The sequence below is a fragment of the Rhizobium sp. P44RR-XXIV genome (assembly GCF_001999485.2).
Classification (GTDB): Bacteria; Pseudomonadota; Alphaproteobacteria; order Rhizobiales; family Rhizobiaceae; genus Rhizobium.
Genome location: NZ_MPVZ02000022.1, coordinates 178,760 through 202,115 on the forward strand (window position 1 = coordinate 178,760; position 23,356 = coordinate 202,115).

Here is a 23,356-nt window from a genome sequence, read left to right on the forward strand (position 1 = left end):
CATCTACAAGGCGCCGAGCGCCTTTTCCCGCAACGCGCCGGGCTATCTCTTTCTCCTGCCGTGGTTCATCGGCTTTTTCGGGCTGACCCTCGGACCGGCGATTGCATCGCTCTACCTCTCCTTCACCGACTACAATCTGTTGCAGTCGCCGAACCTGGTAGGGTTGGACAATTATGTGCGCATCGCCACGGCGGACGACAAATTCCTGTCGTCATTGAAGGTGACGCTGTTCTACGTCGTCTGCTCCGTGCCGCTGAAGCTTGCCTTCGCTCTTGCGGTGGCACTGCTGCTCAACCGCGGCATCAAGGGCCTGCCGGTCTATCGCGCCATCTTCTACCTGCCGTCGTTGCTTGGCTCCAGCGTCGCCATCGCCGTGCTCTGGCGGCAGATCTTCGATGCCGACGGCATCGTGAATACGCTGCTCTGGTATCTCTTCGGCATCAACGGACCGAGCTGGATCTCCAATCCGGACTATTCGCTCTATACGCTCGTCATCCTCGCCATCTGGCAATTCGGTTCACCGATGATCATCTTCCTGGCCGGCCTCAGGCAGGTTCCGACCGATCTCTACGAGGCCGCCAGTCTCGACGGCGCATCCAAGACGCGGATCTTCTTCAAGATCACCCTGCCACTTCTGACGCCGGTGATCTTCTTCAATGCGGTGGTCCAGACCATCGACGCTTTCAAGGCTTTCACACCGGCCTATGTGATTTCGTCGGGCACTGGCGGCCCGATCGATTCGACGCTGTTCTACACGCTCTATCTCTATCAGGAAGCCTTCGGCTATTTCCGCATGGGCTATGCCGCCGCACTCGCCTGGGTTCTCGTGATCATCATTGCGATCTTCACCGCCTTCTCTTTCCTCTCCGCTCGTTATTGGGTTCACTACGATGACTGACGCGAAGCTCACCCATTTTGCCGAGGACATGAACCCGCCGCGCGAGCGCCCCTGGTTCGTCTCCGTCCTCGTCCACACCGCTCTCATCGCCGCATCGATCGTGATGCTCTATCCGCTGCTGTGGATGCTCTCCGGTTCGATCAAGGACCAGAACGAGATCTTCGGCACAGCATCGCTGATCCCGTCTCACTTCGACTTCAGCGCCTATGCCCGCGGTTGGTTCGGCGGTCAGGTCACCTTCGGCACCTTCGTCTGGAACTCGGCCGTCATTGCCGTGCTGTCGGTCCTGGGCAATGTCATTTCCTGCTCGCTGGCGGCCTATGCCTTCTCGCGGCTGAACTTCTGGGGCAAGAATTTCTGGTTCGCGCTGATGTTGGGCACGCTGATGCTGCCCTATCACGTCACGCTGATCCCGCAATATATTCTGTTCCTGAAGCTCGGCTGGGTGAAGACCATGCTGCCGCTGGTCGTGCCGAAATTCCTCGCGGTCGACGCCTTCTTCATCTTCCTGATGGTGCAGTTCTTCCGCGGCATCCCGCGCGAACTGGACGAAGCCGCCATGATGGACGGCTGCAGCCCCTGGCGCATCTACTGGCGCATCATGCTGCCCCTGTCGTTGCCGGTGCTGGCGACGGCCGCCATCTTCTCCTTCATCTGGACATGGGACGATTTCTTCGGGCCGCTGATCTACCTCTCGGATATCAACACCTACACCGTGCAGCTCGGCCTGCGCTCCTTCGTGGACTCCACGGGAAGTTCCGACTGGAGCAGCCTGTTCGCCATGTCGAGCCTGTCGCTGATCCCGGTCTTCCTGATCTTCCTGTTCTTCCAGAGACTGCTGATCGACGGCATCGCCACGGCAGGTCTCAAACGCTGATACGAACCGCGCGGTCCCGAACACCCAAGGCTTGGGGCCGCATATTGAGAAACCCATTGAAAGGAATGTCGCATGAGCGCGCTGCGCTTTGCCGCCATCGGCCTCAATCACGACCACATCTACGGCCAGGTCAACGTCATGCTGCGCGCCGGCGCAGAGCTGGTCGCTTTCCATTCTATCGAAGATGACCTTGCGGCCGTCTTCGCCGAACGCTTCCCGCAGGCGAAACGCGTTGCCGACAAAAGGGAAATCCTCGAGGACAGCTCCATCGGGCTGATCGTCAGCGCCGCCATTTCCAGCGAACGCGCTGGCCTTGCCATTGAAGCCATGCACCATGGCAAGGACGTGATGCTCGACAAGCCGGGCATGGTGACGCTGGATCAACTCGCAGACGTGCGAAAAGTGCAGGCCGAGACCAAGCGCATCGTCTCCATTCTCTATTCCGAACATTTCGAGACGGCATCGACCGTCAAGGCCGGCGAGCTGGTCAAAGCCGGTGCCATCGGCAAGGTCATCCACACGACGGGCCTCGGCCCCCACCGGCTGCGCAAGCCGACCCGGCCGGACTGGTTCTTCGACCGCAAGCGCTACGGCGGTATCATCACCGATATCGCGTCGCACCAATGCGAGCAGTTCCTGTTCTTCGCCGATTCCCTGGAGGCCGAAGTGCTGTCGGCCACCGTTTCCAACCGCGCCAATCCGGAAACACCCGGCCTGCAGGACTATGGCGATTTCCACCTGCGCACGCCTGACGTCACGGGCTATGTCCGCGTCGACTGGTTCACGCCGGACGGCCTCCCTACCTGGGGCGACGGCCGTCTGTTCATTGTCGGCACCGAAGGCACGATCGAGCTGCGCAAATATATCGACGTCGCCGGCCGGCCCGGCACCGACCATCTCTTCCTCACCGACCGCAAGGGCATGCAGCATATCGACTGCACCGGCCTCGACCTGCCCTATGGCCGCCAGCTTGCCGCCGACATAAGAGACCGCACCGAAACGGCGATGGGCCAGGACCATTGCTTCAAGGCCATGGAGCTGGCGCTGAAGGCGCAGGCGCTGGCCGAAGCAACATCGCTCAACAGCACCCAGAGGTAACTGCTTATGTCCGACATCAAGAAAGTCGCGATCATCGGCCTCGGCATCGGCCGCTCCCATATCATGGAAGGCTATCAGCCGCATGCCGATCGCTTCGAAGTTGCCGTTCTCTGCGATCTCAACGAAGAACGCCTGAATGCCGTCGGCGACGAATTCGGCATCGCAAAGCGCGTCAAGGACTTTTCCGAAGTCCTCAACATGCCCGATATCGACATCATCGACATCTGCACGCCGCCCGGCTCGCATTTCGAGCTCATCATGCAGGCGCTTGCAGCCGGAAAGCACGTTGTCTGCGAGAAGCCGCTTGTGGGTTCGCTCGCCGATGTCGACGCCGTCATCGACGCCGAGAAGACGTCCAAGGGCCGGCTGATGCCGATCTTCCAGTATCGCTACGGCGACGGCATCCAGAAGGCCAAGCGCATCATCGACGCCGGCATCGCCGGCAAGGCCTATGTCGCGACCTCCGAGACGCATTGGGTGCGCGGCGCCGACTATTACGCCGTCCCCTGGCGCGGCAAGTGGAATACCGAGCTCGGTGGAGTGCTGATGACGCATTCCATCCACCTGCACGACATGCTGACCTATCTGATGGGGCCGATCGCCGGCCTGTTCGGCCGCGTCGCCACCCGGGTCAACGATATCGAGGTGGAAGATTGCGCCAGCGCCAGCCTGTTGATGGAAAACGGCGCGCTCGCCACCATCAGCGCCACGCTGGGCTCGCACGACCAGATCAGCCGCCTGCGCCTCGTATTCGAGAACATCTTGCTTGAAAGCAACCACGAGCCTTACAGCCCCGGCCAGGACCCATGGAAAATCATCCCCGCCAATGAGGAAATCGGCGCGAAGATCGATGCGCTGCTCTCCGACTGGACGCCGCTCCCGATCCGCTTCAACACGCAGATGCGGCTGTTCCATGAAGCGCTGGTTTCCGGCGGGCCGCTGCCGGTAACGACGGCCGACGCCCGGCAGGCGCTGGAACTGGTCACGGCATTTTATGAATCATCGGAAACGCGCACCGAAGTCCGCTTCCCTGTCGGGCCGGAAAGCGCAAAATACAAGAGCTGGAGGCCGGAATGAACATTGCCCCGGTAGCCATCAGGACGAACAAGGAGCAAGCACCCATGGCGACAAGCGTCTCGCTGCAGAAGGTTATCAAGCGCTACGGCGAACTCCAGGTCGTCCACGGCATCGATCTTGAGATCGAGCCGGGGGAATTTACAGTGTTCGTCGGCCCGTCCGGCTGCGGCAAGTCCACACTTCTGCGCATGATCGCCGGCTTGGAGCCAATTTCGGGCGGCGGTCTTTATCTCGACGGCAGCCGCATGAATGATGTGCCCGCCTCCAAGCGCGGCATCGCCATGGTCTTCCAGTCCTATGCGCTCTACCCACATATGTCGGTCTACAAGAACCTCGCCTTCGGCCTGGAAACAGCCGGCATGAAGAAGCATGAGATCCAGCCGCGCGTCGAAAAAGCTGCTGAGGTCCTGCAGATCACCCAGCTGCTGCAGCGCAAGCCAAAGCAGCTCTCGGGCGGTCAGCGCCAGCGCGTCGCCATCGGCCGCGCCATCGTGCGCGAGCCCAACATCTTCCTCTTCGACGAGCCGCTGTCGAACCTCGATGCAGAGCTGCGCGTGCAGATGCGCGTCGAGATCGCCCGCCTGCACCAGCGTCTCGGCAACACCATGATCTATGTCACCCACGACCAGACGGAAGCCATGACCATGGCCGACAAGATCGTCGTACTCAACGGCGGCAAGATCGAGCAGGTCGGCGCTCCCCTCGACCTCTACAACAAGCCGAAGAACAAATTCGTCGCCGGCTTCATCGGTTCGCCGAAAATGAATTTCCTCAATGCCAAGGTCGCCGCATCCGACGACGGCTCCGCCGTCATCGACCTCCACGGCCAGACGGTCCGCCTGCCGCGTCGGCTGGGCGGCATCCAGCCCGGAGAAGCCGTAACGCTCGGCGCCCGCCCCGAACATTTGAATGTCGGGGATCGCGGTGTGGTTCTCGGCAGCGCTCATGTCGATCTTGTCGAGCATCTGGGCGGCCAGACGATCCTCTACGCCACCCTGCATGGTGGCCAGACGCTGACAGTCGCATTGGAAGATCAACAGGCTATCCGCGCCGGAGAGACGGTCAACATCCGCATCGATCCGGACCGCTGCCATCTGTTCGGGCCGGATGGCACGACCTTGTAACGGAAGTTTTGCGCGTTGGCCTATCTCGCCCCTGGCGGGCGAGATAGATCCCTGCATTCGCCGCAACTCACTTACACCTCAACGATTCGCCGGCTACTGATCGTGCGAATTTGCCCCATCGGAATGGCATCAACGGGCACTCCAGCCCGGCGATATAGGCGAAGCCGCCGGCTGCTGCCCGGCGGTAGATGAAACCAGTCATCCTCTGCGCGGTAGGCTTCGAATTCGATCTGCACCGATTGTGCCAGCCGATCGCTGCTGAGATCGAGGAACCAATTCTCACCTTGCTGGACCGCCGATGCCATGATCTCGGCATCATGAAACGCCTTGGTTCGGCCAAGTGGGAAATAAAAGGCCTCGGCGATCAGCGCACCTGTATCGGATGCCGTCAGTTGTGCCACCGTGACATCGTGCGACGGCGGCCCAAAGCGGAAGGCATAGGTCGTATCGAAGAAGGCGCCGAAAAGATCCGTGCAGGCAATCTTTTGCTTGCCGCGCGCTTCGATCGTCAGATCACGGCCGCCACCGACGACAATCTGCCGGCCATCGCGCAGGCAAGAAACCTGAACCGTCAGTTCGAGCGCAGTTCCGGTCTCGTTGATTACATGCACGTCGAGGCCGTTGGTGCCCTCGTCGGTGAGCAGCACCTGCACCGGCCGGAAGGCGCGGCGCAGCGCATACCAGATCGGCTTGGGCTCACCGGTCGAATCGATCACGCCCCAACCGGCGCCGGGCAGCAGATCCTGCAGCGTCCAGACAAGCGCCCCGTTGCAACCGGAGCCTTGCCGCCGCCATTCGGCATAAGTCTCCTCGGCGACTTCGCCGGTCACGGCGCGAGAAAGGCCTAGATAGAGATCGGGGTCCTCTCGCCGCAGCTGGCTCGGCTCGAAACCATAGAGTTCCTGAAGATAATGATCGCGCACATCGTCGAAATCCCAGGATGCGCCGCGATCGCGCGGAACGCGCTCCTTCCATAGCGGGCTATGAACGGCCGGAACCGGCAAATGCCGGCCGAGCGTGCGCGCCTGCGGCACATGCGCGAATGCCAGACTTTCGGCGGAAAAGCGGATATCCGCGCGGCGCGCATCGGCAAGCGGCCGCATATAGGCGCCGACACCGTAATAATGCGTCACGCCGGCATTTGGCGAAAACGGCATGGCGCCCCCGAAGGGCGAGTTGACCACATAGGGCACATCGGGCCGAAGCGCTTGCACCAGCGGCGGGATGATCTCCTCGACGATCGGGCTCTTCCAGAACTGTTCGGGCAAGCCCATCATCGCCGCCTGCTGCTGCATCTCGCTGCCGCCGCAAAGGACGGCAAGTGAGGGGGACAGGCGCGTACGGCCCAGAAATTGCGAGACTTCCGCCTCGACATGGGCGTTGAGGACCTTGTCGGTCTTCGGGTAATCGAAGTTGGCAAACATGAAATCCTGCCAGACCAGCAGGCCAAGCTCGTCGCAAAGGCGGAAGAAATCCGGCGTCTCATAGGCCATCGTGCCGCCGATGCGGATCATGTTCATGCCGGCCGCAGCCGACAGCCGCAGCCACGGTTCGTAATCCTCGCGGCTCCCGGGCAGGCGCGCGATATCGGCTGATGTCCAGACCGCGCCACGGCAGAAAATCCGCTCGCCGTTGACGACAACAGCGAAATCCTGCCCATCGGCGCCGCGATCGACAGACAGACGCCGAAAGCCGGTCTGGCCAAGGGGATAGTCAATGCCATCGATCACAAGCACGACGTCGTGGAGGCTTGGCGTGCCATGCGTATGCGGCCACCAAGGCTCCACGCCGGGGATTTTCAGGATCGCATTATAGCGGCCAGGACTATCCCGCTCGAAAGTCTGCTCGATATCGCCGCAGCGCAGGACGATCTCGCTTACGTCGCCCTCGATCGAAAGCGATGCATAGAGCCGGCCTTCGCCATCATCGAGCAAATCCGGCCGCAGGGAGAGATCGCTAACAATGGGTGTGCCGGCGCGCAGAAGCGAAACCGGCCGCCATGGACCGACGGCGTGTATCTCCGGGCACCAGCCGGGCATGTGGCCGAGCAACGTCGTGCGCACGAGGCGCAGGCCCTGCGGCGTGATCATCTGCGGCCGCCAGCGGGCGCGCGGGCCTGGTTCGGAGAGCCTCGGCTCCAGCGCCCGGAAACATAACGCCAGCTCATCTCCGCCAAGTAGCGTGACGGCGACATCATGGGACTCGAACATGCTTTCGGAGACGAGGATTTTATGACCGTTCAGGAAGACCTCGCAGAGCGTCGCCAAACCTTCCAGCCGCAACACGGCATCGCCGGCATCCGCATCGATCAGACGGCAGATGTACCAGGCATCCCGGTCATTGAGCGGGTGTGGTTTCGTGCGGTCAAACAGCCCGGCTTTTTCCAGCGCTTCCGCCACGGTGCCCGGCACCGGCGCCGGGATCAGGCCGGCCGAAAGCGGCACGTCGGAAGGCGAGACGCAGGTGCCCGCATCCGTCAGCACCAGATTCCATCCCTCGCTCAGCCGCATTTCGCCACCGATACTTGCCAAGCGCCCGTCCATGACATCTTTCCGGAGGATTTCCCCGCCCCAAACCTAACCCGAAATCGCCGAGCCGTCTCGCATCGAACGGAAGCCGTTCAGAGCTTCCGTTCAAGCAGCCCCATCATGGCATCCCATGCATCGGCGGCCGGATCAAGCGCCGTCCGCAACGGCTCGAATTTCTTGCGCGTAATGGCGCGGGCAAGCTGGAACTGCACCGACTTCGCGGCTTCCGATATCCGCCGCGCTTCGGCGGCTGCATCGGAAAAATCTACCGTCAGCCAATCGAGATGGCTGCCCGCAAGCTCGAAATTGGCGCCGAGCTGACGCAGCGTGTTGAAGGCATATTTATGGAAGAAGCCGAAAGGCCGTTCGGCCACCGCCTCGACCTGAGCCGGGAAGACCTCGGCAAAGGCGCGGATCGGATTGGCCTGCGGGCGACGGCGGAAATGCAAGGGCAGCAGCTGCCGTGACGTCTCGCGGATCGCGGCTTCGCCCGGCGCCTTCTGAGGCGACTTGGCAAATTCCGTATAAGGCAGAAACGGCAGATCCTCATCCGTCAGATGCAGCTGAAACAACCCGTCGAAATCCTCGCCCGACAGCTGGAAGAAGCCGCCATTATGGAAATAGTCAAGCGTGCGGCCTTCCATATCCAGATGGTTGATCGCCACCGTCGTCTTGCCGTGCTCGCGGCGATAGCCGACGCCCTGCGTGTCCGGCATGAAGAAGGAGTCCATCTCCACCAGGCAGAGCCGGCCACGGCCGATCTGCTCGGCGACGTGGTTCTGGACCTTGTCGTAGATCGCAAGCTCGGTGCAGCGGATGCCGTAGAGCGCTTCCAGATCTTCGAGCGGCACCTTGAAGAAGGTGAACTGATCGCCCTCGAAATCCTGGCCCATCGTGAAGCCGAGCATGGCTTCCGGCGGCAGGTTCAAGGTTGAAAGCACCTCGATCCAGAGATCGATGTAGCAATTGGTCTCGGGCCACATGCGTTCGCTGTCATGCAACGCATGTGGCTTATAGGCGGCGGGATCCAGTCCCTCAAATACGGCGGCCATGGAAGCGATCAGCCCCACAGCGTCTTGCGCACATTCTCGGGCCATTCCTTGACGTCGAGACCGTGGTGATGGAACAGCGCCAGCGCAATACGCTCCAGGCCGAAGCCGACGCAGGCCGTATGGGCGACGGTGCCGTCAGCGAAGTTCAGCCCCCATTTCGTCCCGAACGCATCCTGATGATAGTTGAAGCTCATGCAGGCCGTCGGATTGGCGGTCGAGGTGATGGGGATCAGCAGCTCGAACTTCAGGTTCTGGTCGCGCTGATTGTTGGCGAGCATCTTGCCGGCACGGCCGAAGAAGGGATCGTTGGCAGTGTCGATATTCACCTCGAGGCCAACGGCCTTCATCATCTCGACGCCGCGGTCCATCCAGCTCTGGCGGAAATCCGTCACATGCTTTTCGGTGCCCATGCAGACATATTCGCGCATGCGGAAGAGCTGCTGGCGAGCCGGGTCTTTCGAGGGCTCGTGGCGGAAGCAGTAGGACTGCAGATCGAACAGTGCGCCGCTGTCCGAAATCGCACCGCGCTTGGCAACCGTCGGGTAAAGCGGATAGCAGGCAGCCGGCGTCAGCACGATATCGGTCGCCTGCTGATCCTTCGTCCAATCGTCGCCGACTTCCATGCACTTCAACAGGCTCATATGGTCGAGCTCGTGACCGCAGAAGCTGTGCACGGTGCCGGCGAGCTGCGGGAAGCTCTTCATGTAGCCGCTCTTCTCGAAGAAGACGCGGTTCATACCGGGTGGAAAGCGGATGGCTTCGGCGCCATCGGCGCCGCCGAACTTGTCGATCAGCCGCTCAAAGGCGGCAATCACGTCTTCGAACTGGCCGCTGCGGCCATAGAGACCATCAACGCCGGTGTCGATCAGAAGACCAGATTCGAAAAGGCGGTCGAGAAACGAGGTTTGCATATCCATGACGATTACCCCAACAGGCTGGTATCTTGTTTGTGGACGAGCAGCATGGTCGACGTATTGCCGAGAATGCGGTCATTCGAGATCATCAATTGCGCCGAGTGCGCGTCGCGCAGATGGCGGCCGAGGCTGTAGGGCGTACCGTTCTTGTAGCCCATGATGCCGCAGATCAGCATGGCATGGTTGATGATCGGCAGGATCATCTCCGACGACGCGATCTTGACGTTGTTCATCGCAACGGCGAAGGCCATGGACGAGAGCCTGTCGGCATCCTGCTTGGCTTCCTCATAGACCTTGAGCCCGGCAACCACATTGGATTTGACCATCTGCAGCATGCTTGACGTCTCTGCGAGACGCAGCGCACCGGGTGGTGGTACCCCGGGGGATTTGCGGGCGGCGGCACGCACGAATGCCTGCGCGCGGGCAACGGCATCGGCGGCAATTCCGTACCAGACGCCGCTCCAGAGCAGATGCGAGCTTGCCAGCATGGACTGCGCCGCGATTTCGGCAAACGGCTTCGGCAGGATCTGCACGGCCGGCGCTTCACCCTTGAACAGGAAGCCATCGGAGCAGGTGCCACGCATCCCGAGCGTATTCCACTCGACGGTGCGTTCGATCGAATACTGATCCTTCAGGAAAACCGTCAGCACCTGATCGGAAGAAGCGGCCTCGGCATGGCTGCGCGAGGTGATCAGGATGGCATCGGCATGGGCGCCGTAGGAGATGACCGTTGCGTCCTTCTCCAGGAAGCAGGTATCGCCTTCGACCCTGATGGCACAGATGCTGTTGCGCAGATTGCCGCCAATACCGCCTTCGGTCGTGGCAGAGGCCAGCAGCAGCTGTTCCCTGGCGATGCGGCGCATGAACTCGCGATGCCAATCGCTGTCGGCACCATGCTCGACCAGGCTCGAAAGCTTGATGTGATGCATGGCGAAGACCATGGCGCTGGCCGCGCAGGCCTGGCCAAGGATCGAGCAAAGCTCGGCGATTTCGGTGATCGAAGCGCCCTCGCCACCAAGGGCGGCGGGGATCTGGATAGACAGCAGCCTCTCGGCGCGCATGGCGTCAGCGGCTTCGCGGGGGAATCGGCCCTCGGTGTCGACGGCATCGGCGTGCTGGCCGGCGATCGCGGCGACGCGCGCGGCTCGCACCGCCAGCGCATCACTTGTCCCAACCTCGTGCAAAGCGACGGCCGCGCTCATCATGCGACCTTTCGATTGTCCAGGATCATGCTGACGGTCTTTTCGATCGCAGCGATGCTGGCGAATGATTTGCGGTTGAGGAGATTATCGGGAAACTCGATGTCGAACGCCTCTTCGATGCCGAGCATCAGCTGAACGGAAGCGAAGGAGGACAATCCCGCCGCATAAAGATCGGCATTGTCTTCAATCTGATCGATAGTAACGGGGAGCGCACCGAACTTGGCCAGCAAATCGCGAATCGTCTTGTTCATAGTCTAGTCCCTTCTCGCAATGGCAAGCATAACCGTAGTTACGCAGTCTTATTATTCGCCAAGAAGTAACAGGGAAAATAGAACACTCCACTAACCGACGTGGTAAATACATGGGACTTATACTTAGTGGGAAATTCCTATATTCAACATCAGCCTAATTGAAATTTACCGAATGTAAGGCATTTAAATTGCCGTTTATGCAGTAATATTTAATATATCTAATATTAAGACCTGCCGGTTTTCGGGAAAGGCGACCACGGCAATAAGGTTAACGTGCCAAACTCGCCACTACGTTTTATTCGAGAAAACGCATAACAATCAGAGCGTCAGTGAAAGTATAAGCAGGAAAAACGGCTCTAGGCTTCCGGCGGATAGATGTGATCGCCGCCGCGATAGTCCGAAATCGAATAGCAGCCTTCGCCTAGCTCACGAACCGAGCTCCGGCCGATATCCGCCTTGCCGTAGCCGCCGGGAATATCGAGGATGTAGGTGGGCTGGCAAAGGCCGGAGATCCGACCGCGCAATGCCGAGACGATCGCCTGCCCCTCGGCAATCGTCAGGCGGAAATGGCTGGTGCCGGGCGCAAGATCAGGATGATGCAGATAATAGGGCTTCACCCGCGTCTCGACGAAAGCTTTCATCAGCGCCGCCAGCACATCCGGATCATCGTTGACGCCCTTGAGCAGCACCGACTGGCTGACGAGCACGATCCCCGCATCGACCAGCCGGGCGCAGGCGGCACGCGCCTCCTCCGTCAGCTCCCGGGGATGATTGGCATGCAGCGCCACATAAATGGTCTTGCCGCTGGCCTTCAGCGCCGCGATCAGGGCCGCATCGACCCTCGAGGGATCGACGACGGGAACGCGCGTATGGAAGCGGACGATCTTCACATGGTCGATATCGGCGAGCTGCCGCAGGATTTCTTCCAGCCGGCGCGGCGATAGAACCAGCGGATCGCCGCCGGTCAAAATGACTTCCCAGATCTCGCTGTGATCGCGGATATAGGCAAAGGCGCCGTCCAGCGCCACGCCATCGAGAGTCCCAAGGCCCTGCGGTCCGACCATCTCGCGGCGAAAGCAGAAGCGACAATAGACCGGGCAAACATGCACTGCCTTCAGCAGCACGCGGTCCGGATAACGATGGACGATGCCTTCGACGGGACTATGCGCATGATCGCCGATCGGATCGGCGCGCTCTTCGGGCGTGACAAGCAATTCGGCCGCATCGGGCACGAACTGCCGGGCGATCGGATCGGCAGGATCGGCCGAGTCGATCAACCGCACGACCGTCGGCGTCAGCGCAACCGCATAGCGCTCCGCCACCGCTTCCAGCGACAACGCTTTGTCGGCGTCGATCAATCCGGCGCGCTCAAGCTCGCTGATAGTCCTGATCGGACGCATCGAATTCATGCTCCGTACTCCGCGACCGGCGCCCAGAGCACCTGTTCTATGCGCGAGGCCCCGGTTGCCAGCATCACAAGCCGGTCAAAACCGAGTGCAATGCCGCTTGCCTCGGGCATGACGGAGAGCGCCTCCAGAAAATCCTCGTCCAGCGGATAGGTCTCGCCGTAGACGCGCAATTTTTCCGCCATCTCGATCTCGAACCGCCGACGCTGCTCGCCGGCATTTGTCAGCTCGCCGAAGGCATTGGCAAGCTCGACGCCGCAGGCATAGAGCTCGAAACGTTCGGCAACGCGGTGGTCCCCAGCCGAAGGCCGGGCAAGGGCCGCCTCGGAAACGGGATATTCATCAAGGATCGTCGCGCGACCGAAGCCGAGATTGGGCTCGATCTTCTCAACCAGAACCCGGCTGAAGAGATCCTGCCACAGATCATCTTCGGCGACCCGCATGCCATTGCGCCGCATGTCGGCCGCCAGACGCTCCCGGTCGGTAGATCCGTCAAGGCCGATCGAGGCAAAAAGATCGATGCCGGCATAGCGCTCGAAAGCGGCTGCGACGCTTATGCGCTCCGGCGTGAGGAACGGATCGGTCTCGGCGCCGCGATAGGTGAGCTTCTTCGCCCCGACCGTCTCCGCCGCCAGCGCCAGCACCGCGGAACAATCGGCCATCAGCGCCTCGTAGCTCTCTCCGGCGCGATACCATTCCAGCAAGGTAAATTCCGGATGGTGCAGCGGCCCGCGCTCGCGATTGCGATAGACATGGGCAAAGCAGGCGATACGCTCCTCGCCGGCGGCCAGCAGCTTCTTGCAGGCAAACTCGGGCGAAGTATGAAGGTAGAGAGGCGATGCCTTGCCGTCCGTCGTCAGGGCCTCGGTCTCGAAAGCATGCAGATGCGCCTCGTTGCCCGGCGACACCTGCAGCGTCGCCGTGTCGACCTCGATGAAGTCGTTACGCGCAAAGAAGATGCGCAACGCCGCCTGGATCGCATTGCGACCGAGAAGGAACGGCCGCCGGTCCGCATGGACATTGCGGGTCCACCAGGGGGACGCTTTGCTCGTCGTTGGCTTCATTCCTAGCTTTCTTCGGGGCTCAAGCCGCGTTGGGGGTGGCAATTTCCATTGATTTAGGGTAGTTGCGCCCCCAAGCAAACAATTGCTGCGTCTCGGAGAGCATTTCGACAGTCCCTCTACGACGCAAAACGCAGCGTTACAAGGAAGTCTTATGGTCAAGGTCATCGCCTCTTCGGTCCGCAAGGGCAACGTTCTCGACGTCGACGGCAAGCTCTACGTCGTTCTCACCGCTCAGAACTTTCATCCGGGCAAGGGCACTCCGGTCACCCAGGTCGACATGCGCCGCATCGTCGACGGCGTGAAGGTCTCCGAACGTTGGCGCACCACCGAACAGGTCGAGCGCGCCTTCGTCGAAGACGTGAACTTCCAGTACCTCTATGAAGATGGCGAAGGCTTCCACTTCATGAACCCGGCCACCTACGACCAGGTCGTCGTCGATGTCGAAACCATGGGCGACCAGAAGGCCTTCCTGCAGGAAGGCATGACCTGCGTCCTGTCGATCCATGAAGGCATTGCGCTGGCCCTCCAGCTGCCGCGTCACGTCACGCTCGAGATCACCGAGACGGAACCGGTCGTCAAGGGTCAGACTGCTTCCTCTTCCTACAAGCCTGCGATCTTGTCGAATGGCGTGCGCACCCTGGTGCCGCCGCACATCAACGCCGGCACCCGCGTCGTAATCGCGACGGAAGACGTTTCCTACGTCGAACGCGCCAAGGATTGAGCGCTTCAGCTTGATTGCATGAAAAACGCCTCGTCAAACGACGGGGCGTTTTGCGTTTTGGACAGATAAAACTGCGGCGGTTTAACCGCGCTACGGCGTATTGGCTTTTTTCTGATCCTGCTCTTCCGCCGCAGCGGGCGCTGGAGGCGTATCCGTCTCGATGCTATGCTCGTGCGGGGCCAGGGCCTGCAGATGCAGCACCCGCGGTGACATCGCGTGCATATAGGCCTCATTGCGGCCGACATAGATCACGGTGACGTCGGTCATTTCCGCCAGCAATCCGCAGAGCATCGCCTGAACCTCGGACTCCAGCCCTTCGAGGACATCGTCGAGGATAACCCATTTTGGCTTCGCCAGAAGCAGATGCGCAAAGCCGATAGCTTTCTGCTCTTCGGTATCAAGCAGCCGGTCCCAGCGGGCCTGCGTATCGATGCGGCCCTTGAGACGCGTAAGCCCGACCTTCTCCATGGCGGCCTCGACAGCAGCCTCGTCGTAGGCATCCCGATCTTCCGGAAAGCAGATCGCCTCCCTGAGCGTGCCGCCGGGCACATAGGGTGTGTGCGGTACGAACAGCATGTCTTCCGCCGGCGGCAGGCTGACCGTGCCGGAACCGCTATACCATTGATGCGCCAGCACCTCGAACAGCAGCCGGCGGTTCACGCCGTGATCGCCGTTGATCATGATGTGCTCACCGGCATTGATCGTCACCGTTCCCTCGGCAATTTGGAAACCGTTCTCGGTCGCCTCATCGCTGGTCTTGGTCGAAATCTCCATATCGGTCCACACCATCGTACCCGGTGCGGCATTATCGAAGACGAGAGTGTGCGGCATCGGCGTCTTGTCGTCCATTTCCGTCAGGGCCTGGCGGAAATCGGTGACACGCATCAGCGTTGCCCGCCATTCGGCGATCGGGCCGAAATTGGCGACATACCAGCGCAGCGCTGAATTCACCTGATTGAAGGCGCCCACGGCCACCATGAGCTGGCCGAAGGTCAGCCCGCCGGAAAAATATGCGGGCGCCGCCACCAGGATCGGGATGATCAGCACCAGCCAGCCATAACCGGCAGAAACCCAGGTAAGATTGGTATTGGCGATCGCCAGCTGGCGGATGACCGCAAGCACGGCGGAAATATCGAGGTTGATCCTCTTGCGCTCGTTTTCCTCGCCGCCGGCAATGGCGATTGCCGGCATGTGTTCGTTGGCATGCATGAGCGCGAAACGCAGCTCGGCTTCCTTGGAATAGCGATCGGCGTTCAGCCGCACCAGCCGGCGGCCGACGAACTGGCTGAGGAAGGATGCCGAACCAGCGTAAAGGATCGCCGCCCAGACCATGTAGCCGGGGATGGAGAAGCTCGCGCCCTTGAAATGGAAGACCATGCCGCTGGAAAGCTCCCAGAGCACCCCGATGAAGCTCAACAGCAGGATCGTCGCCTGCACCAGCCCGATGGCGAGGCCCGTCGAGCTTTCGGCGAGATTGCGGGCATCCTCATGCAATCGCTGGTCGGGGTTGACGCCGATCAGCCCGGCTGAGGCCAGACGAAGCGCGCGTTTGGCCTGCAGCCATTGGTTCACCAGATCTCGTGCCAGACCCTCGCGCATGTAGAGCGCGGTCATCTGGTTGAGCCAGGCCTGGATGACATTGAGGATCAGAAGCGAGCCGGCGATGATGCCAAAAACGCCGAGCTGATGGAAGAAGGCGGAGATATCGCGCCTTGCCAGCGAATCGTAAAAAGGTGCGTTCCAGCTGTTGAGCAGCACCTGGACGTAGGCGGTGATCATGATGATTGCGAACAGCGCTACGGTCAGGGAAATGATCTTGAAGCGCACCGGTGAATTCCAGAACGCGGAGAACATCATCCTCAGCCGAAAGAAGAGGCTCAAATCGTATCCGACCTGCTCGTTCCCCTGGATATTCGGCTTGGCTTGCGCTTCAACTGCCATCAGCACTTCCCTGCGACGCACGTACCGTCAGTTAACCATGACCCGCCCTCATGTCCATCCTAGCAATAGATCGGTGCGATCACGTTGCTATATACACGGTTTCACGCCTTGAACCGAATAAGGTCAGCAATTAGCTTGCATTCGAAAGATTGAGAAAGCCTTCCGATGCAATTCCAGGGAACAGCAGACTATATCGCCGACAAGGATTTGATGGTCGCAGTCAACGCCGCCATCCGGCTGGAGCGGCCGCTTCTGGTAAAGGGCGAGCCCGGCACAGGCAAGACCGAACTGGCGCGGCAGGTGGCGGGGGCCCTCGGTCTCGACCTCCTCGAATGGAACGTCAAATCGACGACCAAGGCGCAACAGGCCCTTTACGAATACGATGCCGTTTCGCGCCTGCGCGACAGCCAGTTGGGCGACGTTAGAGTTCACGATGTCGGCAATTACATCCGTCGGGGCAAGCTCTGGCAGGCCTTTACCTCGCCAAAAAAATGCGTGCTGCTGATCGACGAGATCGACAAGGCCGATATTGAATTCCCGAACGACCTGCTGCAGGAACTCGACCGCATGGAGTTCCATGTCTACGAGACAGGCGAGACGATCCAGGCCGCGATCCGGCCGATCGTCATCATCACCTCGAACAACGAGAAGGAACTGCCGGACGCCTTTTTGCGCCGCTGCTTCTTCCACTATATTCGCTTTCCCGACATCGAAACGCTCGCCCGCATCGTCGAAGTTCACTATCCCGGCATCAAGCAGGCGCTGGTGCAGGCAGCGCTGACGCAATTCTTCGAAATCCGCGACGTGCCGGGCCTGAAGAAGAAGCCATCGACCTCGGAAGCCCTCGATTGGATCCGCCTGCTGGTCGCCGACGAGGTCGATCCCGCCACCCTGCGTGTCGATGCGAAAAGCGTGCTGCCGAAGCTGCACGGCGCGCTGCTCAAGAACGAACAGGATGTACATCTCTTCGAACGGCTGGCCTTCATGGCGCGCGGGCAGGGCAAGTAGTGCAGGCTCGTGGTGACAGGCCGAAGATGACCGTGCCCAATTCAAATATAAAGCGTGGAGACCATTTTACCTGGACATATGCTCTTTGGTTCATACCGATGTTGATACAGCCTTGGGAAGGTTGGCTTCCCTCTGGTTGGGATTGGTGGAGCATTGATCTTTTAGCGTTTCTCTTACTTTCAATCGCAATTTTAGTTTCGCTTTGCGTCAACTTAATACGCCGCCGCTGGCGGCGAATTTTATCACTCCTGGCAACTCCAGTTTTTCTGCTGATTTTAACCGGCCTTCTTGCTTTTGCTGGCATGACTCCTGACCGTGTCAGGTTTGCAGTCACTCGCGGTGAATATCTTGCTCAGATCAAGCGCAACAACGCGCAAAGCACAGCGCCGCGCTTCAATACATTTGCCTGGGATGATACTTTTATAGCAAAGACTTACGTGACTCTTGTTTATGACGAGAGCGACGAGATAGGCTTGCCTGTCGGTCAGCAATCAGACGCTTGGCGTCAACGAGTTGCAGAAGCGTGTCACAAGAGCGGCAACTGCGTAAAACTTGATTCTGAGCCAGACGAATACATTACCGTAGAGAAACTTAGCGATCATTTCTATCTTTTCGAAGATAGCTTCCCGAACGCCTTTCCGTAGCTATCTGCGACATCACTTTAAGACGGGACCCAAGCCCTTCTTGAACGTCAGTAAGTGACAAACAACATGAAAGCGCGGCCACCAGCCCGCCTCAACGCTTGCCCATTGACCAGCCGCCACGGCAGGTTTATGGAATTTGACTGTGGTGATTTGGCCGGCGGCTTGCAGCCACGTTAAATAAGTCGCTAAAGGGCCGCGTGCGGACCGGTAGCGATTCATATTGCGGCCGGTTTTTTTGCATTTGATCGAGTAAAACGATGCCCATCAAGATTCCCGATACGCTGCCCGCATTTGAAACCCTCCAGAACGAGGGCGTGCGGGTGATGACCGAAACGGTGGCGATCCGGCAGGATATACGCCCCCTTCAGATCGGGCTTCTCAACCTCATGCCGAACAAGATCAAGACCGAGATACAGATGGCGCGCCTCGTCGGCGCATCGCCACTGCAGACGGAGTTTTCGCTGGTCCGCGTCGGCGGCCACAAGGCCAAGAACACCTCCGAAGAGCACCTGTTTTCCTTCTACCAGACATGGGAAGAGGTCAAACACCGCAAGTTCGACGGCTTCATCATCACTGGCGCGCCGATCGAGCTGCTGGAGTATGAAGAGGTTACCTACTGGGACGAGATGCGGCAGATCTTCGACTGGACGGCAACCAATGTGCATTCGACGATGAACGTCTGCTGGGGCGCGATGGCCGCCGCCTACCATTTCCATGGCGTGCCGAAGCATACGCTCAATGAAAAGGCCTTCGGCGTCTATCGCCACCAGAACCTCGCGCCGTCCTCCGTCTACCTCAACGGCTTTTCCGACGATTTCGCCATTCCGGTCTCGCGCTGGACGGAAGTGCGCCGCAACGACATCGAAAAGGTGCCGAGCCTGCAGATCCTGATGGAATCGAGCGAAATGGGGATCTGTCTCGTGCACGAACAGGCCTGCAACCGGCTCTACATGTTCAATCACGTGGAGTATGATTCCACTTCGCTCGCGGACGAATATTTCCGCGACGTGAATGCGGGCGTGCCGATCAAGATGCCGCACAACTATTTCCCGCACAACGACCCGGAAATCCCCCCGCAGAACCGGTGGCGCAGCCATGCGCATCTGTTCTTCGGCAACTGGATCAACGAGATCTACCAGACCACGCCGTATGATCTGGAGGAGATCGGCCAGGAAAGGACCTGAGGCTTGTTCATTCCCTTCTTCCTGAAGCTGAAGGAAGCGAAGGTGCCGGTCACGCTCCGGGAATTCCTGTCGCTGCTTGAAGGAATGGAAGAGGGGATTGCCGACTACGATGTCGAGGCCTTCTACTATCTGGCGCGCACGACGCTGATCAAGGACGAGCGCTTCATCGATCGCTTCGACCAGGTCTTCGCCGATTATTTCCGTGGCGTCGAGGCGATCGGCGGTAGTGCCGACACGGTCGAGGCGACCACCATTCCCGACGAATGGCTGCGCAAGCTGGCGGAAAAGCATCTCACCGAAGAAGAGCGGAAACAGATCGAGGCGCTCGGCGGCTTCGACAGACTGATGGAAACGTTGCGGCAGCGGCTGGCCGAACAGCAGGGCCGGCACCAGGGCGGCTCGAAATGGATCGGCACGGCGGGCACCTCTCCCTTCGGCGCATACGGCTATAATCCGGAAGGCGTTCGCATCGGCCAGGAAACCTCGCGCCACCGCCGCGCAGTCAAAGTCTGGGATCGCCGCGACTTCCAGAATCTCGACGACGGCGTCGAGCTTGGCACCCGCAACATCAAGGTGGCGCTGAAGCGCCTGCGCCGTTGGGTGCGCGAGGGCGCGGCCGACGAGCTGGATCTCTCCGGCACCATTCGCTCCACCGCCGAACACGGCTATCTAGACGTCCAGACACGGCCGGAGCGGCGCAACGCCGTCAAGCTTTTGATGTTCTTCGATGTCGGCGGCTCGATGGACGATCATATCCGCGGAGTGGAGGAACTGTTTTCCGCCGCCCGCTCTGAGTTCCGGCATATGGACTATTTCTACTTCCACAATTGCCCCTACGAGGGCGTGTGGAAGGACAATCGCCGCCGGCGTGTCGATATCACCTCGACGACCGACCTGATCCGCACCTTCGGCCCAGATTACCGCGTCGTCTTCGTCGGCGATGCCTCGATGAGCCCTTATGAAATCAACCAGCCGGGCGGCTCTGTCGAGCATTGGAACAAGGAGGCCGGCAGCGTCTGGCTCAGCCGCGTGACCGGACATTTCCGCAAATGCGTCTGGCTCAACCCCGTGCCGGAAAATTACTGGGGCTACACCACTTCCATCTCCCTCATCCGCCGTCTCATGGCAGACCGCATGTACCCGCTGACGCTCGGCGGGCTGGAGAAGGCGACGCGGGAGCTGTCGCGCTAGGCGCAAGCGCTCCCGCCCTTTCGGCGACGGCAAATGGACTTTCACCTTGCCGCCGCCAGGTCCACTCTATGCGTGAGCTTTGCGATAGGCTGCGACGACGAGCCAGATTGCCGAAAGCAGGAAATAGAATGCGCCGAACCCGACATAGGGGGTGATATCCAGAATCGTCGGCGCGGCAGCGCCAACGGATCGGCTGATCATGAACCCGCCGGCAAGGGCCGATTGCGCGCCGCTCAGGATCATTACCCATTGCGCGCCAAAGTGACGCCAGCGCCTGACCGCCGTGTAAAGCTGCAGGAGGCCCGAGAGGATCGCCCAGATGCCGAACACGGCCAGAACCGCATAGGTGCTGTTGGTGACTGCCACAATCACCGCAAGCGTGGTTATCGTGCTGACCACGACATTCAATGCCTGGGACGGGTTGGCCTTGAGGCCGCCATTGACCCGCGCGTCGACCAGATTGGCGAAGGCGTCCCATGCCGGGTAGATCACGAGCAGGAAAGCAATGAGATGAGATTGCCCGCCAAAGAGAATGGCGGCGGCAATCCAGGCGATCGAGAATATGGCACGCACGAAATAATAGGATCGCAGCCAGCTGGACTGGCTTGAGGACTGGTTTTGCATTGGCAGGCTCCAAGTTGAAATCTACCAACTAGTAGGAAGGCTAAACTTGCCTGTCAACTCACCAGCCGAACACCTCTTTGTGAGAAGCCGAGGCACCAAGGCAATCTTGACAAATTACCTACCAGAAGGTAGGCAGCAGCATGAAATCAATGACTTCGACTTCCGGAAAGATTCTCGACACCGCGCAATCCCTCATCATCGCGGGAGGCTACAACGGCTTCAGCTACGCCGATATCTCGGCGGCGATCGGCATCCGGAAGGCGAGCATCCACCATCACTTTCCGACAAAGGCCGAGCTGGTCACGATATTGGTTGACCGCTACAGGCAGCAAGTGGACGGGGGTTTGAATTCTCTTCGCGAGCAGGTCTCAAGCCCTGCCGAACAATTGCAGGCCTATCTGAATTTCTGGCAAACATGCATTCGCGATGCCTCGCTGCCCTTCTGCGTCTGTGCCATGCTGGCTGGCGAGATGCAGATGCTGCCGGAAGAGGTCGCGTCACGCGTCCGCGCCCATTTCCATAGTCTGGCGGGATGGCTGACCTCAGTTCTGAAGACTGGCACAGAGCAGGGCCTGTTCCAGCTCGACAAGCGGCCGGAAGAAGAGGCGCAAATGCTGATGGCATCGGTACATGGGGCAATGCTCTCCGTGCGGGCTTTTGGCGACCCCGGACTGTTCAGCACAATCGTCAGCCCGCAGATCACCAGGCTGCTGGCCCCAGCTCGCTAAAGAACTGCCGGGTCGAAGTAGCTCGCAGACATCTGTGTTCAGAGCCAAGAGCCGCAACTGGCGGCACTCGCACGAAGCGCCGAAGCAAAATGCATCACGCCTGTCGCACGCACTGCACATTTGCAGCGCAGTTTAGCGCTTCGAAGCCCGCGAGATAAAGCCGGGCCGAGGCTTGATCGGTAACCCTGCGCCCCTAATTTCCATGTCGAACCGGTTGCGGAACGGCACGAATGGGGGCAGGGTCTGGCCTCGTATTTCGAGAGCAATGGATGAGCTGATATGACGGAAAGCACTTTGCAGCGGGAAGTTTTTGGGACGACGGCGGATGGGGATACCGTCTACCGCGTCAAGATCGTCGGTGGCGGGCTGACGGCGCATATCATGTCCTGGGGCGCGGTCATCCAGGATCTCCGGCTTGATGGCCACAGCCCGGCCCTTCTCCTCGGCTTCGACGATTTCGCTGATTATCCGGCCCATTCTTCCTATTTCGGCGCCACGCCGGGCCGCTGCGCCAACCGTATCGGCGCCGGTCGCTTCACGCTGGACGGCAAGCAATACCAGCTCGAACTCAACGAAAAGGGCGTCACGCATCTGCACGGCGGCAAGGACAATATCGCCAAGCGCAACTGGACGATCGTCGAACATGCTGTCGACCGCGTCGTGCTGAAGATCGTCGATCCCGATGGCCGCGCCGGCTATCCCGGCAATTGCACGATCCAGGCGACCTATTGGGTGCATGGCAACGGCGAATTTTCGATCACTTATGAATCGACCACCGACCAGCCGACCCTCGCCAATGTCTGCCAGCACGCCTATTTCAATCTCGACGGCCGCGACGATGCGCTGGGCCACGACATCATGATCGCCGCCGATCACTATACCCCGACGGATGAGAAGCAGGTGCCGACGGGCGAAGTTCGCTCCGTCGAAGGCACGGTGTTCGATTTCCGCGAGATGTCGCCGATGAAGCGGTTCGAAGGATCAGAGCAGGCGCTCTACGATCATAATTTCTGCCTCTCGACCGAGCGCACTGCCAAGCGCTCCGTCGCGCTCGCCCGCAGCGTCAATTCCGGCGTGTCGCTGGAAGTGCGCACCACCGAGCCCGGCGTGCAGTTTTATACGGGCTTCAAGCTCAATGTTCCGGTTCCGGGCCATGACGGCCGCAAGATCGGCCCCTTCGCCGGCTTCTGCCTGGAAACGCAGGTCTGGCCGGACGCCATCAATCATGAAGGCTTCCCCAATGCCGTGCTCCGCCCGGGCGAGGTATTGCGGCAGGAAACGGATTATATTTTCACCAAGAACTGAAGCGGGCATGCCCAGCTTTCCTGACATTCGGCCGGGCGTCCCAAGCGCCCGGCCGATTATTTTTAGGCCGACGGACAGATTCACCTTGTGAATTGGTTCTAAATAGGTTCTATATGGACGTCATGGATAGAACCAGTTTGATCGCTGAATTGAACACCCGCGGTCTCAGCGACGGGACCGGCAGCGGGCCGCTGTACAAGCGACTGGCACAGGCGTTGACGGGCCTTATCCAGGAAGGCCTGCTGAAACCGGGCACGGCTCTGCCGGGCGAGCGCGATCTCGCCGGGGCACTGGAAATCGGCCGCGTCACGGTACGCACCGCCTACCGCGACCTGCTCGCCTCCGGTGTCATCGAATCCCGCCACGGCAGCGGCACCTTCGTCTCACAGCATGTCGAGCGCATCGAACAGCCGCTCTGGCGCCTCTCCTCCTTCTCCGCCGATATGCGCTCGCGCGGTCGCGAGCCGGCGGCCCGCGTCTTGTCGCGCACCATCAGCGCGCCGGCGCCGGAAGAATCCT

21 protein-coding genes, 1 pseudogene and 1 riboswitch are annotated in these 23,356 nt (G+C 60.3%); of the genes and pseudogenes, 13 read left to right on the top strand and 9 right to left on the bottom strand.

Translation table 11 applies throughout. The features are described from left to right. Window positions 1-22 precede the first annotated feature (22 nt). From BSK43_RS02720 to ugpC, 5 genes and pseudogenes are all read left to right on the top strand, one after another. Window positions 23-898: pseudogene (locus BSK43_RS02720) on the top strand (sugar ABC transporter permease); the annotation flags it as partial. Between the two features lie 28 nt (window positions 899-926). Continuing rightward, on the top strand, window positions 927-1,775 hold the full coding sequence (locus BSK43_RS02725; RefSeq protein ID WP_136686690.1) for a carbohydrate ABC transporter permease: 849 nt from the start codon (window positions 927-929) through the stop codon (window positions 1,773-1,775). Between the two features lie 72 nt (window positions 1,776-1,847). Further along, entirely contained in the window at window positions 1,848-2,873 is a 1,026-nt protein-coding gene (locus BSK43_RS02730; RefSeq protein WP_077470833.1) for a Gfo/Idh/MocA family oxidoreductase, read from the top strand. A gap of 6 nt (window positions 2,874-2,879) precedes the next feature. Next, on the top strand, window positions 2,880-3,950 hold the full coding sequence (locus BSK43_RS02735; RefSeq protein WP_077470834.1) for a Gfo/Idh/MocA family oxidoreductase: 1,071 nt from the start codon (window positions 2,880-2,882) through the stop codon (window positions 3,948-3,950). A gap of 44 nt (window positions 3,951-3,994) precedes the next feature. After that, window positions 3,995-5,074 (top strand): sn-glycerol-3-phosphate ABC transporter ATP-binding protein UgpC, encoded by a 1,080-nt coding sequence (gene ugpC / locus BSK43_RS02740; protein WP_077470856.1) that lies wholly within the window; start codon window positions 3,995-3,997, stop codon window positions 5,072-5,074. Window positions 5,075-5,145: 71 nt separating this feature from the next. Here the strand turns inward: ugpC and BSK43_RS02745 are convergent, their stop codons facing one another. The 7 genes from BSK43_RS02745 to epmA all read right to left on the bottom strand — a co-directional run bounded on the left by BSK43_RS02745 (window position 5,146) and on the right by epmA (window position 13,491). Next, on the bottom strand, window positions 5,146-7,617 hold the full coding sequence (locus BSK43_RS02745; RefSeq protein ID WP_136686676.1) for a glycoside hydrolase family 2 protein: 2,472 nt from the start codon (window positions 7,615-7,617) through the stop codon (window positions 5,146-5,148). A 77-nt stretch (window positions 7,618-7,694) separates the two neighbouring features. Then, a complete protein-coding gene (locus BSK43_RS02750; protein ID WP_077470857.1) occupies window positions 7,695-8,654 on the bottom strand; it encodes a DUF1839 family protein in 960 nt (319 codons plus the stop codon). 8 nt (window positions 8,655-8,662) lie between these two features. Then, entirely contained in the window at window positions 8,663-9,571 is a 909-nt protein-coding gene (locus tag BSK43_RS02755; protein WP_077470835.1) for an amino acid--[acyl-carrier-protein] ligase, read from the bottom strand. A 5-nt stretch (window positions 9,572-9,576) separates the two neighbouring features. Further along, a complete protein-coding gene (locus BSK43_RS02760) occupies window positions 9,577-10,770 on the bottom strand; it encodes an acyl-CoA dehydrogenase family protein (RefSeq protein ID WP_077470858.1) in 1,194 nt (397 codons plus the stop codon). Then, window positions 10,770-11,021 (bottom strand): acyl carrier protein, encoded by a 252-nt coding sequence (locus BSK43_RS02765; protein ID WP_068389950.1) that lies wholly within the window; start codon window positions 11,019-11,021, stop codon window positions 10,770-10,772. The genes BSK43_RS02760 and BSK43_RS02765 overlap by 1 nt, the downstream gene beginning before the upstream one ends. Window positions 11,022-11,377: 356 nt before the next feature. Beyond that, entirely contained in the window at window positions 11,378-12,430 is a 1,053-nt protein-coding gene (locus BSK43_RS02770) for a lysine-2,3-aminomutase-like protein (RefSeq protein WP_077470836.1), read from the bottom strand. Then, window positions 12,427-13,491 (bottom strand): EF-P lysine aminoacylase EpmA, encoded by a 1,065-nt coding sequence (gene epmA, locus BSK43_RS02775; RefSeq protein ID WP_077470837.1) that lies wholly within the window; start codon window positions 13,489-13,491, stop codon window positions 12,427-12,429. Before epmA ends, BSK43_RS02770 begins: the two co-directional genes overlap by 4 nt. 151 nt (window positions 13,492-13,642) lie before the next feature. Here epmA and efp point away from each other — a divergent pair, with 151 nt between their 5' ends. Beyond that, window positions 13,643-14,212 carry an elongation factor P gene (gene efp / locus BSK43_RS02780; protein WP_068389941.1) on the top strand — a complete coding sequence of 190 codons (570 nt, stop codon included), beginning with the start codon at window positions 13,643-13,645 and terminating at the stop codon, window positions 14,210-14,212. Between the two features lie 90 nt (window positions 14,213-14,302). Here efp and BSK43_RS02785 read toward each other — a convergent pair whose 3' ends face one another. After that, entirely contained in the window at window positions 14,303-16,153 is a 1,851-nt protein-coding gene (locus tag BSK43_RS02785; RefSeq protein ID WP_077470838.1) for an ABC transporter ATP-binding protein/permease, read from the bottom strand. 165 nt (window positions 16,154-16,318) lie between these two features. Here BSK43_RS02785 and BSK43_RS02790 point away from each other — a divergent pair, with 165 nt between their 5' ends. The 4 genes from BSK43_RS02790 to BSK43_RS02805 all read left to right on the top strand — a co-directional run bounded on the left by BSK43_RS02790 (window position 16,319) and on the right by BSK43_RS02805 (window position 20,180). After that, the gene (locus BSK43_RS02790) at window positions 16,319-17,161 is read left to right on the top strand and encodes a MoxR family ATPase (protein ID WP_077470839.1); all 843 of its coding nucleotides are present in this window, start codon (window positions 16,319-16,321) and stop codon (window positions 17,159-17,161) included. A gap of 26 nt (window positions 17,162-17,187) precedes the next feature. Then, entirely contained in the window at window positions 17,188-17,805 is a 618-nt protein-coding gene (locus tag BSK43_RS02795) for a hypothetical protein (protein WP_077470859.1), read from the top strand. A gap of 132 nt (window positions 17,806-17,937) precedes the next feature. After that, a riboswitch (SAM riboswitch) is annotated at window positions 17,938-18,014 on the top strand. Between the two features lie 48 nt (window positions 18,015-18,062). Next, entirely contained in the window at window positions 18,063-18,989 is a 927-nt protein-coding gene (gene metA, locus BSK43_RS02800; RefSeq protein WP_077470840.1) for a homoserine O-succinyltransferase, read from the top strand. Between the two features lie 3 nt (window positions 18,990-18,992). Beyond that, window positions 18,993-20,180, top strand: a complete 1,188-nt coding sequence (locus BSK43_RS02805) for a VWA domain-containing protein (protein WP_077470841.1) — start codon at window positions 18,993-18,995, stop codon at window positions 20,178-20,180. Window positions 20,181-20,246: 66 nt separating this feature from the next. Here the strand turns inward: BSK43_RS02805 and BSK43_RS02810 are convergent, their stop codons facing one another. Beyond that, window positions 20,247-20,804, bottom strand: coding sequence for a DUF308 domain-containing protein (locus BSK43_RS02810; RefSeq protein ID WP_077470842.1), 558 nt, complete (start codon window positions 20,802-20,804; stop codon window positions 20,247-20,249). 140 nt (window positions 20,805-20,944) lie between these two features. On the opposite strand from BSK43_RS02810, the gene BSK43_RS02815 reads away from it, so the two are divergent. From BSK43_RS02815 to BSK43_RS02825, 3 genes are all read left to right on the top strand, one after another. Continuing rightward, the gene (locus tag BSK43_RS02815; protein ID WP_077470843.1) at window positions 20,945-21,532 is read left to right on the top strand and encodes a TetR/AcrR family transcriptional regulator; all 588 of its coding nucleotides are present in this window, start codon (window positions 20,945-20,947) and stop codon (window positions 21,530-21,532) included. 279 nt (window positions 21,533-21,811) lie between these two features. Beyond that, window positions 21,812-22,837, top strand: coding sequence for an aldose epimerase family protein (locus BSK43_RS02820; RefSeq protein ID WP_077470844.1), 1,026 nt, complete (start codon window positions 21,812-21,814; stop codon window positions 22,835-22,837). 122 nt (window positions 22,838-22,959) lie between these two features. Continuing rightward, window positions 22,960-23,356 (top strand): GntR family transcriptional regulator (locus BSK43_RS02825; RefSeq protein ID WP_136686678.1); only part of this gene is annotated, 397 nt, incomplete at its 3' end.

What these genes read in the sequence shown, in the direction of transcription:
- BSK43_RS02765 (WP_068389950.1), bottom strand. Translation starts at nt 11,021, where the DNA reads ATGAACAAGACGATTCGCGATTTGCTGGCCAAGTTCGGTGCGCTCCCC.
- BSK43_RS02815 (WP_077470843.1), top strand. Translation starts at nt 20,945, where the DNA reads ATGAAATCAATGACTTCGACTTCCGGAAAGATTCTCGACACCGCGCAA.
- BSK43_RS02755 (WP_077470835.1), bottom strand. Translation starts at nt 9,571, where the DNA reads ATGGATATGCAAACCTCGTTTCTCGACCGCCTTTTCGAATCTGGTCTT.
- BSK43_RS02785 (WP_077470838.1), bottom strand. Translation starts at nt 16,153, where the DNA reads ATGGCAGTTGAAGCGCAAGCCAAGCCGAATATCCAGGGGAACGAGCAG.
- BSK43_RS02725 (WP_136686690.1), top strand. Translation starts at nt 927, where the DNA reads ATGAACCCGCCGCGCGAGCGCCCCTGGTTCGTCTCCGTCCTCGTCCAC.
- BSK43_RS02745 (WP_136686676.1), bottom strand. Translation starts at nt 7,617, where the DNA reads ATGGACGGGCGCTTGGCAAGTATCGGTGGCGAAATGCGGCTGAGCGAG.
- BSK43_RS02810 (WP_077470842.1), bottom strand. Translation starts at nt 20,804, where the DNA reads ATGCAAAACCAGTCCTCAAGCCAGTCCAGCTGGCTGCGATCCTATTAT.
- ugpC (WP_077470856.1), top strand. Translation starts at nt 3,995, where the DNA reads ATGGCGACAAGCGTCTCGCTGCAGAAGGTTATCAAGCGCTACGGCGAA.
- BSK43_RS02730 (WP_077470833.1), top strand. Translation starts at nt 1,848, where the DNA reads ATGAGCGCGCTGCGCTTTGCCGCCATCGGCCTCAATCACGACCACATC.
- BSK43_RS02735 (WP_077470834.1), top strand. Translation starts at nt 2,880, where the DNA reads ATGTCCGACATCAAGAAAGTCGCGATCATCGGCCTCGGCATCGGCCGC.
- efp (WP_068389941.1), top strand. Translation starts at nt 13,643, where the DNA reads ATGGTCAAGGTCATCGCCTCTTCGGTCCGCAAGGGCAACGTTCTCGAC.
- BSK43_RS02790 (WP_077470839.1), top strand. Translation starts at nt 16,319, where the DNA reads ATGCAATTCCAGGGAACAGCAGACTATATCGCCGACAAGGATTTGATG.
- BSK43_RS02750 (WP_077470857.1), bottom strand. Translation starts at nt 8,654, where the DNA reads ATGGCCGCCGTATTTGAGGGACTGGATCCCGCCGCCTATAAGCCACAT.
- metA (WP_077470840.1), top strand. Translation starts at nt 18,063, where the DNA reads ATGCCCATCAAGATTCCCGATACGCTGCCCGCATTTGAAACCCTCCAG.
- BSK43_RS02820 (WP_077470844.1), top strand. Translation starts at nt 21,812, where the DNA reads ATGACGGAAAGCACTTTGCAGCGGGAAGTTTTTGGGACGACGGCGGAT.
- BSK43_RS02795 (WP_077470859.1), top strand. Translation starts at nt 17,188, where the DNA reads ATGACCGTGCCCAATTCAAATATAAAGCGTGGAGACCATTTTACCTGG.
- BSK43_RS02760 (WP_077470858.1), bottom strand. Translation starts at nt 10,770, where the DNA reads ATGAGCGCGGCCGTCGCTTTGCACGAGGTTGGGACAAGTGATGCGCTG.
- epmA (WP_077470837.1), bottom strand. Translation starts at nt 13,491, where the DNA reads ATGAAGCCAACGACGAGCAAAGCGTCCCCCTGGTGGACCCGCAATGTC.
- BSK43_RS02770 (WP_077470836.1), bottom strand. Translation starts at nt 12,430, where the DNA reads ATGAATTCGATGCGTCCGATCAGGACTATCAGCGAGCTTGAGCGCGCC.